This is a genomic window from Nocardioides ginsengisegetis (assembly GCF_014138045.1).
Taxonomy (GTDB): domain Bacteria; phylum Actinomycetota; class Actinomycetes; order Propionibacteriales; family Nocardioidaceae; genus Nocardioides; species Nocardioides ginsengisegetis.
On record NZ_JACGXA010000001.1, the window covers coordinates 307,501 to 324,436 of the forward strand.

The 16,936-nt window shown below is 69.5% G+C and carries 13 protein-coding genes and 2 rRNA genes (1 of these 15 cut by a window edge); 8 read left to right on the forward strand and 7 right to left on the reverse strand.

Annotation, left to right across the window (positions count from 1 at the left end; translation table 11 throughout):
- The 5 genes from FB382_RS01450 to FB382_RS01470 all read left to right on the forward strand — a co-directional run.
- Positions 1–2,745: ribosomal RNA gene (locus FB382_RS01450) — 23S ribosomal RNA — on the forward strand (it extends 387 nt beyond the left edge of the window).
- Positions 2,746–2,923: 178 nt separating this feature from the next.
- Positions 2,924–3,040, forward strand: a 5S ribosomal RNA gene (gene rrf, locus FB382_RS01455).
- Positions 3,041–3,126: 86 nt separating this feature from the next.
- The gene (locus FB382_RS01460; protein WP_182536193.1) at positions 3,127–4,140 is read left to right on the forward strand and encodes a tetratricopeptide repeat protein; all 1,014 of its coding nucleotides are present in this window, start codon (positions 3,127–3,129) and stop codon (positions 4,138–4,140) included.
- Positions 4,141–4,325: 185 nt separating this feature from the next.
- Positions 4,326–5,135 (forward strand): protein phosphatase 2C domain-containing protein, encoded by an 810-nt coding sequence (locus tag FB382_RS01465; protein WP_182536195.1) that lies wholly within the window; start codon positions 4,326–4,328, stop codon positions 5,133–5,135.
- Positions 5,136–5,156: 21 nt separating this feature from the next.
- On the forward strand, positions 5,157–6,074 hold the full coding sequence (locus FB382_RS01470) for an alpha/beta fold hydrolase (RefSeq protein ID WP_182536197.1): 918 nt from the start codon (positions 5,157–5,159) through the stop codon (positions 6,072–6,074).
- Between the two features lie 7 nt (positions 6,075–6,081).
- Here FB382_RS01470 and FB382_RS01475 read toward each other — a convergent pair whose 3' ends face one another.
- The 4 genes from FB382_RS01475 to FB382_RS01490 all read right to left on the reverse strand — a co-directional run bounded on the left by FB382_RS01475 (position 6,082) and on the right by FB382_RS01490 (position 11,009).
- Positions 6,082–6,588, reverse strand: coding sequence for an HD domain-containing protein (locus tag FB382_RS01475; protein ID WP_343055445.1), 507 nt, complete (start codon positions 6,586–6,588; stop codon positions 6,082–6,084).
- 101 nt (positions 6,589–6,689) lie between these two features.
- Positions 6,690–7,949, reverse strand: a complete 1,260-nt coding sequence (locus tag FB382_RS01480) for a carboxypeptidase-like regulatory domain-containing protein (protein ID WP_182536200.1) — start codon at positions 7,947–7,949, stop codon at positions 6,690–6,692.
- Positions 7,950–8,043: 94 nt separating this feature from the next.
- Entirely contained in the window at positions 8,044–10,068 is a 2,025-nt protein-coding gene (locus tag FB382_RS01485) for a HelD family protein (RefSeq protein ID WP_182536202.1), read from the reverse strand.
- Positions 10,069–10,136: 68 nt separating this feature from the next.
- The gene (locus FB382_RS01490; protein ID WP_182536204.1) at positions 10,137–11,009 is read right to left on the reverse strand and encodes an oxygenase MpaB family protein; all 873 of its coding nucleotides are present in this window, start codon (positions 11,007–11,009) and stop codon (positions 10,137–10,139) included.
- Between the two features lie 107 nt (positions 11,010–11,116).
- On the opposite strand from FB382_RS01490, the gene FB382_RS01495 reads away from it, so the two are divergent.
- The gene (locus FB382_RS01495; protein ID WP_246377076.1) at positions 11,117–11,764 is read left to right on the forward strand and encodes a DUF1326 domain-containing protein; all 648 of its coding nucleotides are present in this window, start codon (positions 11,117–11,119) and stop codon (positions 11,762–11,764) included.
- A 48-nt stretch (positions 11,765–11,812) separates the two neighbouring features.
- Positions 11,813–12,571 (forward strand): copper chaperone, encoded by a 759-nt coding sequence (locus FB382_RS01500; RefSeq protein ID WP_220481221.1) that lies wholly within the window; start codon positions 11,813–11,815, stop codon positions 12,569–12,571.
- Positions 12,572–12,590: 19 nt separating this feature from the next.
- Here the strand turns inward: FB382_RS01500 and serA are convergent, their stop codons facing one another.
- Positions 12,591–13,793, reverse strand: a complete 1,203-nt coding sequence (serA, locus tag FB382_RS01505; RefSeq protein ID WP_182536208.1) for a phosphoglycerate dehydrogenase — start codon at positions 13,791–13,793, stop codon at positions 12,591–12,593.
- An 80-nt stretch (positions 13,794–13,873) separates the two neighbouring features.
- Here serA and FB382_RS01510 point away from each other — a divergent pair, with 80 nt between their 5' ends.
- Positions 13,874–14,533 carry a hypothetical protein gene (locus FB382_RS01510; protein ID WP_182536210.1) on the forward strand — a complete coding sequence of 220 codons (660 nt, stop codon included), beginning with the start codon at positions 13,874–13,876 and terminating at the stop codon, positions 14,531–14,533.
- A gap of 200 nt (positions 14,534–14,733) precedes the next feature.
- On the opposite strand, the gene FB382_RS01515 is transcribed toward FB382_RS01510, so the two are convergent.
- Both FB382_RS01515 and FB382_RS22740 read right to left on the reverse strand, forming a co-directional pair.
- Complete coding sequence (locus tag FB382_RS01515; RefSeq protein ID WP_182536212.1) at positions 14,734–16,374, reverse strand: DNA repair helicase XPB; 1,641 nt, start codon at positions 16,372–16,374, stop codon at positions 14,734–14,736.
- Positions 16,375–16,401: 27 nt separating this feature from the next.
- A complete protein-coding gene (locus FB382_RS22740) occupies positions 16,402–16,929 on the reverse strand; it encodes a CGNR zinc finger domain-containing protein (RefSeq protein ID WP_182536214.1) in 528 nt (175 codons plus the stop codon).
- Positions 16,930–16,936: the final 7 nt, after the last annotated feature.

The window sequence follows — 16,936 nt, forward strand, 5'->3', positions numbered from 1 at the left end:
TGGAAAGTGGCGCCGTAGAGGGTGATAGCCCCGTAAGTGTAAGTCTGTGACTGTCGAGCGGTATCCCAAGTAACACGGAACCCCTGAAATTCCGTGTGAATCTGGCGGGACCACCCGTTAAGCCTAAATACTCCTTGATGACCGATAGCGGACAAGTACCGTGAGGGAAAGGTGAAAAGTACCCCTGGCGGGGAGTGAAATAGTACCTGAAACCGTGTGCCTACAATCCGTCGGAGCCTTACACGTAAGTGGGGGTGACGGCGTGCCTTTTGAAGAATGAGCCTGCGAGTTTGCGTTGTGTTGCGAGGTTAACCCGTGTGGGGAAGCCGTAGCGAAAGCGAGTCCGAATAGGGCGTTTGAGTAGCACGATCAAGACCCGAAGCGAAGTGATCTATCCATGGGCAGGTTGAAGCGCGGGTAAGACCGCGTGGAGGACCGAACCCACTTAGGTTGAAAACTGAGGGGATGACCTGTGGATAGGGGTGAAAGGCCAATCAAACTTCGTGATAGCTGGTTCTCCCCGAAATGCATTTAGGTGCAGCGTCACGTGTTTCTTGCCGGAGGTAGAGCACTGGATAGCTAATGGGCCCTACAAGGTTACTGACGTTAGCCAAACTCCGAATGCCGGTAAGTGAGAGCGTGGCAGTGAGACTGCGGGGGATAAGCTCCGTAGTCGAAAGGGAAACAGCCCAGACCATCAGCTAAGGCCCCTAAGCGGTGACTAAGTGGAAAAGGATGTGGAGTCGCAGTGACAACCAGGAGGTTGGCTTGGAAGCAGCCACCCTTGAAAGAGTGCGTAATAGCTCACTGGTCAAGTGATTCCGCGCCGACAATGTAGCGGGGCTCAAGTCATCCGCCGAAGCTATGGCATTCATGCGTTAGCCAAGCCGCCCCTTGAGGGTTGGTTCAGGTGCGTGGATGGGTAGGGGAGCGTCGTGTGGGGGGTGAAGCGGCGGAGTGATCCAGCCGTGGACGCCACACGAGTGAGAATGCAGGCATGAGTAGCGAATGAGGAGTGAGAAACTCCTCCGCCGAATGATCAAGGGTTCCAGGGTCAAGCTAATCTGCCCTGGGTAAGTCGGGACCTAAGGCGAGGCCGACAGGCGTAGTCGATGGACAACGGGTTGATATTCCCGTACCGGCAAAGTAGCGCCCATGACGAACCTGGTGATGCTAACCATCCGAAACCACGTTTAGCGATCCCTTCGGGGTGAGCGGATGTGGCAGAGCGTGGGACCCGAACTGGTAGTAGTCAAGCGATGGGGTGACGCAGGAAGGTAGTCCAACCGTACCGATGGTTGTGTACGGCTAAGCATGTAGGGCGAGATCTAGGCAAATCCGGATCTCTGACTTTGATGTCGAGCTTGAGATGTGATGGGGAGCCCGTATGGGTGAAGTGGATGATCCTATGCTGTCGAGAAAAACCTCTAGCGAGCTATGCGCCGCCCGTACCCCAAACCGACTCAGGTGATCAGGTAGAGAATACCAAGGCGATCGAGATAACCATGGTTAAGGAACTCGGCAAAATGCCCCCGTAACTTCGGGAGAAGGGGGGCCCGGATCGTGTACCCACTTGCTGGGGAAGCGTGAAGGGCCGCAGAGACCAGGCCCAAGCGACTGTTTACTAAAAACACAGGTCCGTGCGAAGTTGTAAGACGATGTATACGGACTGACTCCTGCCCGGTGCTGGAAGGTTAAGGGGACGGGTCAGCTACTTCGGTAGCGAAGCTCAGAACTTAAGCCCCAGTAAACGGCGGTGGTAACTATAACCATCCTAAGGTAGCGAAATTCCTTGTCGGGTAAGTTCCGACCTGCACGAATGGAGTAACGACTTGGGCGCTGTCTCAACCGTGGACTCGGCGAAATTGCACTACGAGTAAAGATGCTCGTTACGCGCGGCAGGACGGAAAGACCCCGGGACCTTTACTATAGTTTGGTATTGGTGTTTGGTTCGGCTTGTGTAGGATAGGTGGGAGACTGTGAAGCATTCACGCCAGTGTTTGTGGAGTCAACGTTGAAATACCACTCTGGTCGTACTAGATGTCTAACCTAGGTCCATTATCTGGATCAGGGACAGTGCCTGATGGGTAGTTTAACTGGGGCGGTTGCCTCCTAAAATGTAACGGAGGCGCTCAAAGGTTCCCTCAGCCTGGTTGGCAATCAGGTGTTGAGTGTAAGTGCACAAGGGAGCTTGACTGTGAGACAGACATGTCGAGCAGGGACGAAAGTCGGAACTAGTGATCCGGCGCCAGCAGGTGGAAGCGGCGTCGCTCAACGGATAAAAGGTACCCCGGGGATAACAGGCTGATCTTCCCCAAGAGTCCATATCGACGGGATGGTTTGGCACCTCGATGTCGGCTCGTCGCATCCTGGGGCTGGAGTAGGTCCCAAGGGTTGGGCTGTTCGCCCATTAAAGCGGCACGCGAGCTGGGTTTAGAACGTCGTGAGACAGTTCGGTCCCTATCCGCCGCGCGCGCAGGAAACTTGAGAAAGGCTGTCCCTAGTACGAGAGGACCGGGATGGACGAACCTCTGGTGTGCCAGTTGTTCCGCCAGGAGCACGGCTGGTTGGCTACGTTCGGAAGTGATAACCGCTGAATGCATCTAAGCGGGAAGCACGTTTCAAGATGAGGTTTCCCACCACGTAAGTGGGTAAGGCCCCCAGCAGAACACTGGGTTGATAGGCCGGAGGTGTACAGCAGCAATGCCCAGCCGACCGGTACTAATAGGCCGAGGGCTTGTCTTACACTCACTTTACTGAAACCACAACGACTAACAATTGTTAGCTGCTGCGATGTTCGCGTCCACGAATCAGATCACCTGGAGAGAGATCTCCATGTAGATCCACATGCAACACTCAAAAAAATAATGGCTTGGAGACCAGTCAACCGGTGAACGTACCCGGGACTGGTCACCGCAAGAGTTACGGCGGCCATAGCGAAAGGGAAACACCCGGTCCCATCCCGAACCCGGAAGTTAAGCCTTTCAGCGCCGATGGTACTGCAACCGAGAGGCTGTGGGAGAGTAGGACGCCGCCGGACATACACTTCGTAGAGGCCACCGCAAGGTGGCCTCTACGCTATTTCAGGGGTAGTCGTGATCTGTCCCGTTCGAGAGGTGAAGAGTCGTGGCCGAGGATCGTCGTAACGAGCGTCCCGCACGTGGCGGAGGCCGTCCGTCGTCGGGCGGGCGCAGCGGAGGGGCGCCCTCCGGTCGCGGAGCCTCGGGAGGCCAGGGGCGCTCGTCGCGCCCCGTCGGCAAGGACTCGCGGCCGGCCGGCAAGGACTCCCGCCCCAGCCGCACCGGTGAGCGCCCGGACCGCCGGGACGACCGGCGCGACGACCGCAAGGACGCGCGCGGCAGCGATCGTCGTGACAACAGCAGGGGCGGCGACCGCCCCGGCCGCAAGAACGACTGGAAGCGCCCCGTCGACAAGCAGGAGTCGCGCACCGAGGCGCAGGCCCGCTACGACGGACCCGAGCTGCCCGAGGAGATCACCGGCAAGGAGCTCGACCGCTCCATCACCGGTCAGCTCAAGGGCCTGCCCGAGAAGCTGGCCGCCCGCGTCGCCCGCCACCTGGCGGCCGCCGGCACCCTGATCGACGACGACCCGGAGACGGCCTACCAGCACACGCTGGCCGCCCGCTCGCGTGCCCCGCGACTCGCGGTGGTCCGTGAGGCGACCGGCGAGGCGGCGTACGCCGCGGGTCACTACGCCGAGGCGCTCGCGGAGCTGCGTGCGGCCAAGCGGATGAACGGTGCCACCGAGTACCTCCCGATCATGGCCGACTGCCACCGCGCGCTGGGCCACCCCGAGCAGGCGCTCAAGCTGGCCAAGAGCCCGTCCGTGGCCAACTTCGTCCCCGAGGCGAAGGCGGAGATGACGCTGGTCGAGGCCGGCGCCCGCCGCGACATGGGGCAGCTGGACGCCGCACTCCGCACGCTCGAGCTCGCACCGCTGATGTCGAAGAGCCGCGCGTCGTGGGTCGTCCGCCTGCGCTACGCCTACGCCGACACCCTCGAGGCGGCCGGTCGGGAGAACGACGCACTGATGTGGTTCCACCGCACTCACGCGATCGACAGCGACGAGATCACCGACGCCGCCGACCGTGCCGAGGCCCTGGAGAAGAAGCAGGCCTGACTCGGCAACCAACCGGGGACTTCTGTCGTCCCACCGAGGATTGAGCACCCGCCCGGGCGGGCAGGGTGCGTGAGCGTCGCGTCGAGCCTTGACCGCCGTGCAGGTGGCAGGGTCTACTGCCAACTCAGCCTCGAGGAGGTCGGATGCTGCGGTTTTCGGGAGCCGGAGTCAGTGACGTGGGCCGCGTGCGGCCGCACAACGAGGACTCGGCGTTCGTCGGTCCCTACGTCGCGCTGGTCGCGGACGGTGTCGGGGGAGCCGCGGCCGGTGAGGTCGCGTCGGCCACCACGGCGTACGTCGTCAGCGCCACCGCCCTGGCCCGTTTCGGCCACGACCTCGAGAGCATCGTCCGCGAGGCGTTCGTCGCGGCGGTGGAGAACCTCCGGCTCGGCGTGCGCCAGGACCCCGAGCGCGACGGGATGGCGACCACCGCCACCGCCGTGGTCTGCGACGGGACGCGCGTGCTGCTCGCCCACGTGGGCGACTCCCGCGCCTATCTCTTCCGCGACGGCGCCCTGACCCAGCTCTCCCATGACCACACGTGGGTGCAGCACATGGTCGACAGCGGGCAGCTGTCTGCTTCGGCAGCCCGGCGACACCCGTGGCGCAACGTCGTGCTGCGATCGCTCGACGGCAACCCGGCGGTGCCGCCGGCCGAGGTGGACGTGGTGGACCTCGACGTGCGGCCCGGCGACCGCCTGCTGCTCTGCAGCGACGGGCTGACCGACCTGGTGACCGACCTGAGGATCGCCGAGGTGCTCTTCCTCGACGACCCGCACTCCGCCGCCGCCGTGCTCACCCAGTCGGCGCTGGTCGCCGGGGGCAAGGACAACATCACCTGCCTCGTGCTCGACGTCGTCGACGGCCCGCTCGTGGTCGGGGACGGACTGCTGCTCGGCGCGGTGCGCGACCCCCGGACCCACGTGGTCGATCCCGGCTCCGTTCGCGCGAGCCTGGGGCTGCCCACCGGCCGGGATGACCTCCGGCGGGTGTAACTCCGTGTCACACTCGGCCGCATGGTCGACGTCAAGCGTCCCGCCCTCGAGGGCAGTGTTGCCGTGCGCGGGGGCCGCCGGCTGAGCTTCGCCGAGTACGGCTCGCCCCGCGGCCCCGCGATCGTGTGGATGCACGGCACCCCCGGCGCCCGGCGGCAGATCCCGCTCGAGGCGCGGGCCCACGCCGAGCGCCACGGTCTGCGGATCATCGGGATCGACCGTCCCGGCATCGGGTCCTCGACGCCGCACCTCTACTCCGACGTCCTCGACTGGACCGGTGACCTCGAGATCCTGCTCGACGCGCTGGCCGTCGACACGGTCCGGTTGATCGGTCTGAGCGGCGGTGGTCCCTACGTCCTGGCCGCGGGCGCTGCCCTGCCCGATCGGGTCCACGGTGTCGGGGTGCTCGGCGGGGTCGCTCCGACCCGCGGGGTCGACGCCGCGGACGGCGGGGTCATCCAGCTCGCCGTGTGGGCCGCGCCCCTCCTCCGGGTCGCGCGGGTGCCGCTCGGCGTGGCCCTGACCCAGGCGATCCGGCTGGTGCGCCCGCTGGCCGGGCCGGGCCTCGACCTCTACGCCGCCCTCCAGCCGCCCGGCGACCGCAACCTGCTGGCGCGACCGGAGTTCAAGGCGATGTTCCTCGACGACCTGCTCAACGGAAGCCGCTTCCAGACCTCGGCGCCGCTCAACGACCTGCTGCTGTTCACGCGCCACTGGGGCTTCACGGCCGCCGACGTGCGGGTCCCGGTGCGCTGGTGGCACGGCGACGACGACCACATCGTGCCGTTCCGGCACGGGCAGCACCTGGTCGATCGGCTGCCCGACGCCACCATGAGCGTGATCGACGGCGAGAGCCACCTCGGCGGGCTCGGCATCGCCGAGCAGGTGATCTCCACGCTGATGGACCTCGGCCCGCGGCGGGCGGCCGCCTCCGGCTGAGCCGGGGTCAGGCGCGCAGTCGCTCGAGCTCCGCCGCGACGTTGGCGCGGGCCGTCGCCTCCCAGCGCTCGCGCGCGTGGGTGGTGTGGAAGAGGTGCCTCTTGGCCAGCAGGTCAGCCAGGATCGCGGCTCGGCCGGCGCGGAACGCGTCGTCGGGCACGTGCGCGTACTCCTGCCGGATCGCGGTGGCGTACTCCGCGTAGCGCTCCGGTGCTGCCGCGAGGATCGCCAGGTCGGCGTCGGAGAGGGCGCAGCCGTCGGGGTCGTCATCCGCGGGGCGGTGGTTCTCGGTCATCCGGACCAGGCGGGCGACCTCGGTCGCGACCGTCGCGGGCACGGCCGCCTCCGGCAGGGCGGTCTCGGCCCACTGCGCCGAGCGCTCCTCGGCGCCGGGCTGCCCGTCGTACACCGCGTCGTGGAACCACGCCGCCAGCAGGACCGCGAGCCGGTCGAAGGACTCACCGCCGGCCCCGAGCTCGTCGAGGCGGGTGCAGACCTCCGCGAGGTGGCGCACGTCGTGGTAGCTGCGGCCCGGCTCGGACCAGGCCGCGACCAGGCGGTCACGCAGGTCGGAGGCGGTGGCCAGCGGCCACCAGCCCGTGAGGTCCCCGGGGTTCAGGAGCCGTCCGAGGGGTCGCAGCTCGGGTTCGTCTGCTGCGCCGCCGGGAGGTGGGGCAGCTCGACAGCGCCAATGTCGCTGGTCTGACCACGTGTCACGGCGAATGCGTCGCTCGTACGGTGGCCGAACTTGCAGCGGTGCGGCTCTTCGCCGAGATAGTCGGAATAGGGACCGGGGCCGGCGACCACCTTGAGGCCGTCCTGTGTGTCGAGCTGGCCACCGAAGCTGAAGAAGCCGTTGGCGTTGGAGGTGGTGCTGCCGAGCTTGTCGCCGTCGGCGTTGAAGAGCATCACCTCGGCGCCGGACAGGGGGTAGGACGGGTCCTCATAGTCCACGACGATGCCCTGCACCTTGGCGCCCAGCCGCGTCCAGGTGAACGTGCTGGCGAGGTCGGAACCGCCGGCCTTGACGTAGGCGCCCTGGATCGTGCCCGTTTGTGCGAGATATCGACCGTGCCCGGGGGCAACGAGCTTGTACTTGCCCGGATACAGGTCGTCGAACGAGACCTCACCGCCCTTGGCTTGCTCGGTCCAGAACTGGCCAGACGCCTTGCTCACGGCCGTGACGAAGAACTTGCCCAGCATGGGCCGCCCGTCGCCCTGATGGAGGTCGACCAGCAGCCGACCGCCGTGCTGCTTCAGGGTGACACTGACGTTGCGGATCTGGCCACGCTCGATCTTCGGAACCCACAGGCTCTTGCCGACCCAGATCCGATCCCTGTCGAAGGTGAACACGGAGTAGTTGCCGTCGGGGAGCCCGCCGATCGCCCACTGTCCCCGCCCGTTGGCCTTGGTCTCATAGGACTGCTGGTGGGTGTTCGCCGCCACCAGACGTGCCCCGGGGAGAATGCGGTGGTCGCCGCCCTTTGCGGTGCCCGTGATTGCGGCGCCGCGGTGCATCTTCACGTCATGTTGGGTCGGGCTACCGGCCCGAACGGTGACAAAGATGTCCGACGGTGCGTACTTGTTGATGTCGTAACTGGGCCGGAGATCAACGAACTGCAGGTGGTAACTGCCCGCCGGCAGCGTCAATGAATAGATGTTCGTCGACGGGACCTTCGCCTTCCCCAGGAACTTCCAGTCCTTGGTGAACCACAGCATCTGCACGTGCAGGTTGATCTTCTGCGGGCCGTAGACGACTCCCCGAACCTGCCCAGTGGCGGCTGTGGCGGGTGAGACACCCACGAGCACGAGCGACGCCAGGAGGCCGACGAGCACCAGCAGGACGGCGCCGCCGCGGCGGGCGAGGAAGGACATGGGAGGACTCCGAGGTGGGGCGTCGGGACCCCACGGCACCCGATCGGCCCCCACATCGTAGGTCGCGGACTCGGGCCGCGACCGCAAGATCTCTTCAGGAATCCTGCAAGGCGGGAGCGCCGAGCTCCTCGGGCAGCGGCAGGGTGTGGCACACGACCAGCGAGGTGACGGCCCGGGTCAGGCACACGTAGAGCCGACGCAGGCCGGTCACCCGGTCGTGCTCGCCGGCCACGATCGCCTCCGGCTCGACGAGTACGACGTGGTCGAACTCCAGCCCCTTGGCCAGGCTGGCCGGCACCAGGTCGAGGTGGGCGTCGACGTCCCCCTCCTCGCCGAGCAGCGTGTGCACGATCCCGGCCTCGCCGAGCGCCGCGGCGAGGGAGGGCACGGCCGCGTCGGGGGCGATGAGCCCCACGCTGCCCTCGCGGGCCACGGCCGCCCGGACGGCCTCGACGGGGTCGCGGTCGACGACCTCGAGGTCGCCGCGGGAGCGGCGCACCGACGTGGGGGGCTCGAGGTCGGGGGCGATGTGGGGCAGCAGGCGGGCGGCGTACTCGATCACCTCGCCGGGCACGCGGAAGCCGCGGGTGAGCTGCTCGATGTGGGCGTCGGGCTTGCCGAGGTGGCCCAGCGCCTCAGCCCAGGAACGGGTCGCCCACGGGGTGGTGGCCTGCGCGAGGTCACCCAGGACGGTGAGCGAGCCGGTGGAGGAACGCCGCGCCAGCGCCCGCAGCATCATCGGCGAGAGGTCCTGCGCCTCGTCGGCCACGATGTGCGCGACCGAGGGCGTCCGCTCGACCAGGTCGGCGGCCTCGTCGAGGAGCACGGTGTCGGCCAGCGACCAGCGGGCCGACCCCGGGGCCTTGCTCGGCCTGTCCCACAGCAGGGCGGCCTGCTCGTCCTCGTCGAGGATCCCGTCGGCGGCCGCCGCGAGGAAGTCGGCGTCGGCGAGCAGCCGGTGCACGAGCCGGGCCGGGTCGACGGCCGGCCAGAGCTGGTTGGCGTAGTCCTTGACCGGCTTGCTGCGCGCGACCGCGTTCTGGACGCGGTCGTCGGGGGAGTCCCCGGCCAGCTCCATCCTGACCAGCACCTGGTGGGCCAGCGACTGCGGCACCATCGCCCGCGCGGCGCCGTACCGGACCCCGCGGGCGCGCAGCGAGGCCACCAGCTCCTCGGCCTCGTAGCTCGCGACCCGCCAGCGCCGCGCGCCGCGCGGCACGACGAGGCCGTCGGTGGGCGGGCGGAGGTGGGACCACAGGGCGCGGTGCAGGACCTCGGCCATCCGGGCGTCGCCCTTGAGTGTCGCGACCGCCGCGGAGTCCTCGCCGCGGACGGGGTGGCGCTCGGAGACGAGCTCCTCGATGGTGGCCTGCTTGGCGTCGATCTCGCCGAGCGCCGGCAGCACGTCGCGGATGTAGCGCAGGAAGCTGGCGTTGGGACCGACGACCAGGACGCCCTGGCGGGTGAGCTGCTCGCGGTGGGCGTAGAGCAGGAACGCCGCCCGGTGCAGGCCGACCGCGGTCTTGCCGGTGCCCGGCGCGCCCTGCACGCAGATCGACAGGGACAGGTCGGAGCGCACGATGACGTCCTGCTCGGGCTGGATGGTGGCGACGATGTCGCGCATCGGCCCGACGCGCGGCCGCTCGATCTCCGCCTCGAGGATCGCGGAGTAGTCCTCGGCCTCGCCGCCGGCCAGGTCCTCGTCCTCGTACGCCGTGAGGCGGCCATGCTGGTAGCCGTAGCGGCGCCGGAGCCCGACCCCCATCGGCTCGGTCCGCGAGGCCCGGTAGAACGGCAGGCTCACCGGCGCCCGCCAGTCGATCACCATCGGCTCGCCGGTCGGGTCGGAGATGTGCCGGCGCCCGATGTGGAACGACTCGCCGTCGTCGGAGCCGAAGTCGAGGCGGCCGAAGAAGAGCGGGATCGTCGGGTCGTCGGCGAGCTGCTTCATCCGGAGCGCGAACGTCGACTCGAGGTACTCGCGGCTCACCCAGTCGCCGGCGGCGGCCGAGTCCATCGACTCCGTGCGCTCGCGCATCCGCGTCAGCTGCCGCCGGGACTCCGCGAGGTGGGCCTGCTCGGCGAGGAGCTCGGGGTCGGCGGACGGGTCGGCGGACATGCAGGAACCTCCGCGGTCGCGGTCGTGGGTGGGGGGACCGTGACGCTAACAGGTCGGCGGCGCGAGGGTCACCGGGTTTGCTGCAGGGCCCGGACGTCCTCGCGCGCCGGCGACATGGCCCACCGGATCGTCGAGGTCGCGGCGGTGCCGAGCGCACGGACGACGGTGCGCTCCGACACGGGCAGCCACGGCAGCCGCAGCGGCCGCCGGCTCCATCGCGGCATCAGCCCGATGGCGGCGGCCACCAGCACGGCGTACGGCGCCCGCGCGGCCAGCGGGAGCGGCGGCTTGAGGACGACGTGCGCGACCGCCTCGCGGGCGGCCGGCGTGCCGCGCAGCTCGGGCCGGAAGGCGGCCATCACCGCGGCGAGCTCCGCCTCGGTGGTCGGCGGGTCCACCACGCCGAGGCGGCGTGCCACCTCCGCGGCCTGGGCGACGTAGGTGTCGCGCTCCGCCTGGTCGAGGGGGTGCCGGCCGTAGACCTGGTGGGCGAGGAGGAAGCTCTCGACCTCGGCGGCGTGCACCCACGCGAGCAGGTGCGGGTCGGAGGCGGCGTACGGCGTCCCGTCGGGCATCGTGCCCGTCACCCGCTCGTGGATGGCACGGACCGCCGCGACGGCCCGCTCGGCGTCGTCGGCGGTGCCGAAGGTGGTGACCGCGAGGAAGCGGCTGGTGCGAGCCAGCCGGCCCCACATGTCGCCGCGGTAGCCGGAGTGGTCGGAGACCGCCTGCATGGCCGCCGGGTGCAGCGTCTGCAGCAGGATCGCGCGGATGCCGCCGACGAACATCGACGCGTCACCGTGGACCCGGGTGATCGGGCTGCCGGGCTCGAACCAGCGCGGGCCCGGGCGGCCGTGGATGCGCTCGCGATGCACGGCTCCGTCGGGGCCGGCGACGCGCAGGAACAGGGCGTGGCCGAGCCGCTCGCGTGCGGTGCGCACGGCACCCAGCCCCGGAGGAGTCACACCGCCATCCTGACCGATGGGGCCAAGGACCGGGTCCCGGGCGAGCCCGTCCGGGTCATTGACCGTGGTGGAAGGCCCCCAACATGCTGGTCCTGCTTGCGAACCACGAGGGAGGCGCCATGGCCTGGACGCTGCAGGGGACGTACTTCGAGAACTGCTCGTGCGACATGGTATGCCCGTGCACCACGTCCGGGCTGACGAGACCCGCCGACCAGGAACGCTGCCGGGTGGTGCTCGCCTTCCACGTCGACCGGGGTGAGGTCGACGGCCTGGACGTCGGCGACCGGACGGTGGTGGTCGTCGCCGACACCCCCCAGGTGATGGCTGAGGGCAACTGGCGCCTCGGTGTCGTCATGGACGCGAAGGCCTCGGCCGAGCAGGCGTCGGCGCTGGGAGCCGTGTTCGGCGGGCAGGCGGGCGGCCCGATGGCCGGCCTGGCGCCGTTGGTCGGCGAGATGATGGGGATGGAGACCGCCGCCATCGAGTACGTCGACGACGGCCGACGGCACTCGCTGCACGTGGGCGACCTCATCGACATCGAGATCGAGGACTTCGTCGCGCCGCAGCTGCTGCCGGACGGTGACGTCGAGATGCTCACCGGGATGTTCCACCCGGCCAACTCCACGCTGACGGTGGCGAGCGCGACGCGTTCCCGGGTCTCGGTGTTCGGGCTGGACTTCGCCAACGAGGGCAAGAACGGGCACAGCGCGCCCTTCTCCTGGTCAGCCTGAGCGATGGCCCCGCCCACGGTGCCCGCCTCCGCACCGACGCTGAGGCAGGTGACGCTGTCGTCCTCGCTCCTGTTCCTCGCCGCGGCCGTCGGCTGGGTGGGCGTGGCCCAGGTCGCCCCGGAGATGCAGGGGATGCCGGGCACGATGGGGCTCTCGTTCGGCGGGTTCGTGCTGGTCTGGGGCCTGATGATGGCGGCGATGATGCTGCCGACCGTGGCGCCCTTCGCCGCACTCTGGACGCGCACGCTCACCGGCAACCGCTCCGCGCGGGTGGCCGAGCTCGCCGCCGGCTACCTGCTGGTGTGGACGCTGGCCGGCCTCCCGGCGTACGTCCTGGTCCGGGCCGGCGGCGACCTCGCCGCCCACCGCCCGAACGCCGCGCGCGTGGTCGCGGTGGTGGCGCTCGCGGCGGCCGGCGCCTACCAGCTCACGCCCCTCAAGGAGCGCTGCCTCGCCCGCTGCCGCTCGCCGCTGGGCTACCTCTTCAAGTACGGCGGCTACCGGGGGCGGCTGCGCGAGCTGCGGGTCGGCCTCGACCACGGCGCGATCTGCCTGGGCTGCTGCTGGGCGCTGATGGTCGTGCTCATCGTGGTCGGCCTGATGAACCCGGTCGCGATGCTGGTCCTGACCGCGGTGGTGCTCGCCGAGAAGACCTGGGCGTGGGGGCAGCGGTTCAGCCGCGTGGTGGGCGTCCTCGCGCTGGCGCTGGCCCTGGCCGTCGCCTTCCGGCCGGCGCTGGCCGCAGGGCTCTACGAGGCGCCGGACATGGGCGGCACGCCGATGATGGGCGCAACGGCCGTCGGCTGACGAATGGCCGGCAGCCCGGTCAGGACGTCCAGGTGCGCAGCCAGATGGTGTGCTCGGACTTCGCCAGCGTCTCGAGGGTCTCCTCGGGGAGCGGCTCGGTCACGTCGGTGACGACGTACCCCTGCTCGCCGCGCGTGGAGAGGTACTGCGCGCGCACGTTGACGCCGTGGTCGGCGAGCAGCTGGTTGACCCCGGCGAGCACACCGGGGACGTTGACGTGGAGGTAGCCGACCCGGAAGCCCTCGGTCAGCTCGGGGGCCTGCGCCTCCGGGAGGTTGACCGTCAGTGCCGTGCTGCCGCCCAGCGCGAAGCCGGCGAGCTTGGTGGCGACGAAGTAGCCGATCTCCTCCTGGGCCTCCTGGGTGGAGCCGCCGACGTGCGGGGTGAGGATGACGTTGTCGAGGCCGCGGAGGGCCGACTCGAACTCGTCGCCCTGCGCCTTGGGCTCGACCGGGAACACGTCGAGGGCCGCGCCGGCGATGTGGCCGGACAGGATGTGCTCGCGCAGCGAGACGTCGTCGACGACCATGCCGCGGGCGGCGTTGATGAACAGGCTCCGGGGCTTCATCTTGGCGAACTGCTCGGCGCCGAACAGGCCCGCGTTGCCGGGGCGGCCGTCGACGTGGAGGCTGACGACGTCGGCCTCGGCGAGCAGGTCGTCGAGCGTGGCGGTGCTGCGGGCGTTGCCGTGGGCGAGGCGGTCGGCGGTGTCGAAGAAGATGACCCGCATGCCGAGCGCCTCGGCGAGGTTGGACAGCTGGGTGCCGATGTTGCCGTAGCCGACGATGCCCAGGGTGCGGCCGCGCACCTCGTGGCTGCCCTTGGCCGACTTGTCCCAGACGCCGTCGTGCATGCGCTGGGTCTTCTCCGGCAGGCGGCGGGCCAGCGCGATGATCTCGCCGATCACGAGCTCCACGACGCTGCGGGTGTTGGAGTAGGGCGCGTTGAAGACCGCGACGCCCCGGGCCGCGGCCGCGTCGAGGTCGACCTGGTTGGTGCCGATGCAGAAGCAGCCGACGGCCAGCAGGTCGGGGGCGCTGTCCAGGACCCGCTGGGTGACCTTGGTGTTGGACCGGATGCCGAGCATGGCGACGCCCTCGGACAGGGCGTGGACCAGCTCGTCCTCGCTGAGGGAGCCGGCGCGCAGCTCGACCTCGAAGCCGCGGGCCTCCAGGACCTCGACGGCGAGCGGATGGATGTTCTCGAGCAGCAGCACCTTCACGGTCGTCAGCCTAGGTGGGATGCGCGGCCGCCCCGATATCGCGACGACGGACGGACACCCGCTGGGGCACCATCGAGGGTGTGCACCCCGACGCCTTCCACGCCCTCGCCCGGTCCTCGCCGTGGCGCTGGACGGCCGTGCACCTGCGGCACCGGTCGTCGTGGGCGGGGACGGTCGAGGCCTGGCTGACGCGGCCCGACGGGGTGCGCCTCGTGGGCCCGGACGGCGCGCCCGTGCCGCGGACCCTCGTCGGGCAGACGGATCGCCCGAGCGGCCCGTGGTCGCCGCCCGCCGGGGCGACGTTCCGCCCGGACGGGCTGGTGGCCACGCGTCCGGGCGACTCGACGTACGCCGCGTGCGAGCACGGTGACGGGCTCTACTGGACCAACTACTCGTGGCTGGCGATGCTCGACCCGGTCGAGCTGTCGCACCACGTGGACGTGTCGGACCTGCGGGTCGTCGAGGTGGCCGGTCGCGAGGCGTGGGCGGCGCGGCTCGTGCCGCGGCTCGGCTACGACCCGCGGTGCGGTGGCAACTGCTGCGAGCTGCTGTGGTCGGAGGCCGGTCTCCGGGCGGACTTCCCGTCCGACGACGACGTGCCGGCCGCCTGGCGCGGGCGCGACTACCCGTCGGCGTACGACGTCGCGCTGGACGCCGTCACCGGCATCGTCGTCCGCAGCCACCCCGTCGGCGGGACCGGTGCGCCCTGGCTGGAGAACGACATCGTGTCCGCCGGTTGAGTCGGCGCAACTGCCGGTCACTGTGGCGCCCGCGCGCGGGCGCCTGGAGCGGTGAGCTGTGAACCCTTCCCTGCCCCGTTCGGTTCAAGGCTCACCGGCGGGTCTGCCGGGCGGTGGGTGGTGAACCGTTTCCAGGTCGGGTTCGGTTCATGGCTCACCGCTGGGCAGTTCGGGGCTCGGCGGCGCACCGATCCACCGACTCAGGCAGGCAGGTCTTCTGCGTCCACGATCCGGTAGGCGTAGCCCTGCTCGGCGAGGAACCGCTGCCGGTTCTGGGCGAAGTCGGCGTCCACGGTGTCGCGGGAGACGATCGTGTAGAAGTGGGCGGTCTTGCCCTCGGACTTGGGGCGGAGCAGCCGGCCGAGGCGCTGGGCCTCCTCCTGGCGCGACCCGTAGGACCCGGACACCTGGATCGCGACCTCGGCCGAGGGCAGGTCGATGGAGAAGTTGGCGACCTTGGAGACCACCAGCAGCCCGACCTCACCCGTGCGGAACGCGTCGAAGAGCCGCTGCCGCTCCTTGACCGGTGTCTCGCCCTTGATCACGGGAGCGTCGAGGGCGGCGGCGATCTCGTCGAGCTGGTCGATGTACTGGCCGATGACGAGCGTCGGCTGGCCGGGGTGGGCGGCCACGAGCTCGCGCACGACATCGATCTTGTGGTGCGTGCAGGACGCCAGCCGGTAGCGCTCCTCCGGCTCGGCGGTCGCGTAGACGAGCCGCTCGTTGGTCGGCAGCGTGACCCGGACCTCGATGCAGTCGGCGGGCGCGATCCAGCCCTGCGCCTCGATGTCCTTCCAGGGGGCGTCGTACCGCTTGGGGCCGATCAGGGAGAACACGTCGCCCTCGCGCCCGTCCTCGCGCACGAGCGTCGCGGTCAGCCCGATCCGGCGCCGGGCCTGCAGGTTGGCGGTCATCCGGAAGATCGGCGCGGGCAGCAGGTGCACCTCGTCGTAGACGATCAGCCCCCAGTCGCGGGCGTCGAGCAGCTCGAGGTGGGAGTAGACGCCCTTCCGGCGGGTGGTCATCAACTGGTACGTCGCGATGGTGACCGGCCGGATCTCCTTGACGGACCCGGAGTACTCGCCGATCTCGTCCTCGGTCAGGGAGGTGCGCCGGACCAGCTCGTCCTTCCACTGGCGGGCCGAGACCGTGTTGGTGACCAGGATCAGGGTCGTGGCCTGGGCGTGGGCCATGGCGGCCGCACCGACCAGCGTCTTGCCGGCGCCGCAGGGGAGCACGACCACGCCGGAGCCGCCGTGCCAGAACGAGTCGGCGGCGTCGCGCTGGTAGTCGCGCAGGTGCCAGGCGGTCTCGTCGAGGGCGATCGGGTGGGCCTCGCCGTCGACGTAGCCGGCGAAGTCCTCGGCCGGCCAGCCCAGCTTGAGCAGCGCCTGCTTGAGGTTGCCCCGCTCGGAGGCGTGCACGACGACGGTGTCGTCGTCGATGCGGTTGCCGAGCATCCCGGCGATCTTCTTGGCGCGCAGCACCTCCTCGAGCACCGGCCGGTCGTTGGAGACCAGGACCAGGCCGTGGACGGGGTGCTTCTCGAGGCGCAGCCGGCCGTAGCGGGCCATCGTCTCGGCGACGTCGACCAGCAGGGCGTGCGGGACGGCGTAGCGGCTGTACTCGAGCAGGGTGTCGACGACCTGCTCGGCGTCGTGGCCGGCGGCCCGGGCGTTCCACAGGCCGAGCGGCGTGAGCCGGTAGGTGTGCACGTGCTCGGGGGAGCGCTCGAGCTCGGCGAACGGCGCGATCGCCTTGCGGCAGTCGGGCGCGCGCTCGTGGTCGATCTCGAGCAGGAGCGTCTTGTCCGACTGGACGATGAGCGGGCCGTCATTCATAGGTGGCCCAGCGTACGGAGTCGCGGGTCACGCGGTGGCGACGGCCTTCTGGCGGGCGCGGTAGGCCGCGACGTTGGCCCGCGAGGAGCACCGGTCCGAGCAGTAGCGCCGGGACTGGTTGGGGGAGGTGTCGACGTACACGTTGGTGCAGGGGGTGGCCGAGCAGACGCCGAGCCGCGACGGCCCGAGGTCGCAGACCAGGGTGGCGAGGCCGAGCAGGGACTCACCCACGAGCAGCTCGGCGACCGAGGCGGACTCGGTGGCGACGTGGAGGTGCAGGTCGGACGGGTCGTGGTCGGAGATGCGCGGGGTGATCGGGTGCCGGACCATCAGCTCGTTGAGCCCGTCGATCACGCCCTGGGTGTCGCCGGCGCCGGAGGCCTCGAAGACCGGCCGCAGCTCGCGCTGGAACTTGCGCAGCAGCATGCAGTCGCGGTCGGTGCACGACTCGTGCAGCCACTCACGACCCACGAGGTGCCCGACGAGGGCGTCGACGTCGTCGATCTCCGTGTTGAGGAGGTTGGCCGACGCCTCGGCGTACCGGATGAAATCCACGACCCGA

What these genes read in the sequence shown, in the direction of transcription:
- FB382_RS01515 (WP_182536212.1), bottom strand. Translation starts at nt 16,374, where the DNA reads ATGAATGACGGCCCGCTCATCGTCCAGTCGGACAAGACGCTCCTGCTC.
- FB382_RS01485 (WP_182536202.1), bottom strand. Translation starts at nt 10,068, where the DNA reads ATGTCCGCCGACCCGTCCGCCGACCCCGAGCTCCTCGCCGAGCAGGCC.
- FB382_RS01480 (WP_182536200.1), bottom strand. Translation starts at nt 7,949, where the DNA reads ATGTCCTTCCTCGCCCGCCGCGGCGGCGCCGTCCTGCTGGTGCTCGTC.
- FB382_RS01470 (WP_182536197.1), top strand. Translation starts at nt 5,157, where the DNA reads ATGGTCGACGTCAAGCGTCCCGCCCTCGAGGGCAGTGTTGCCGTGCGC.
- FB382_RS01495 (WP_246377076.1), top strand. Translation starts at nt 11,117, where the DNA reads ATGCTGGTCCTGCTTGCGAACCACGAGGGAGGCGCCATGGCCTGGACG.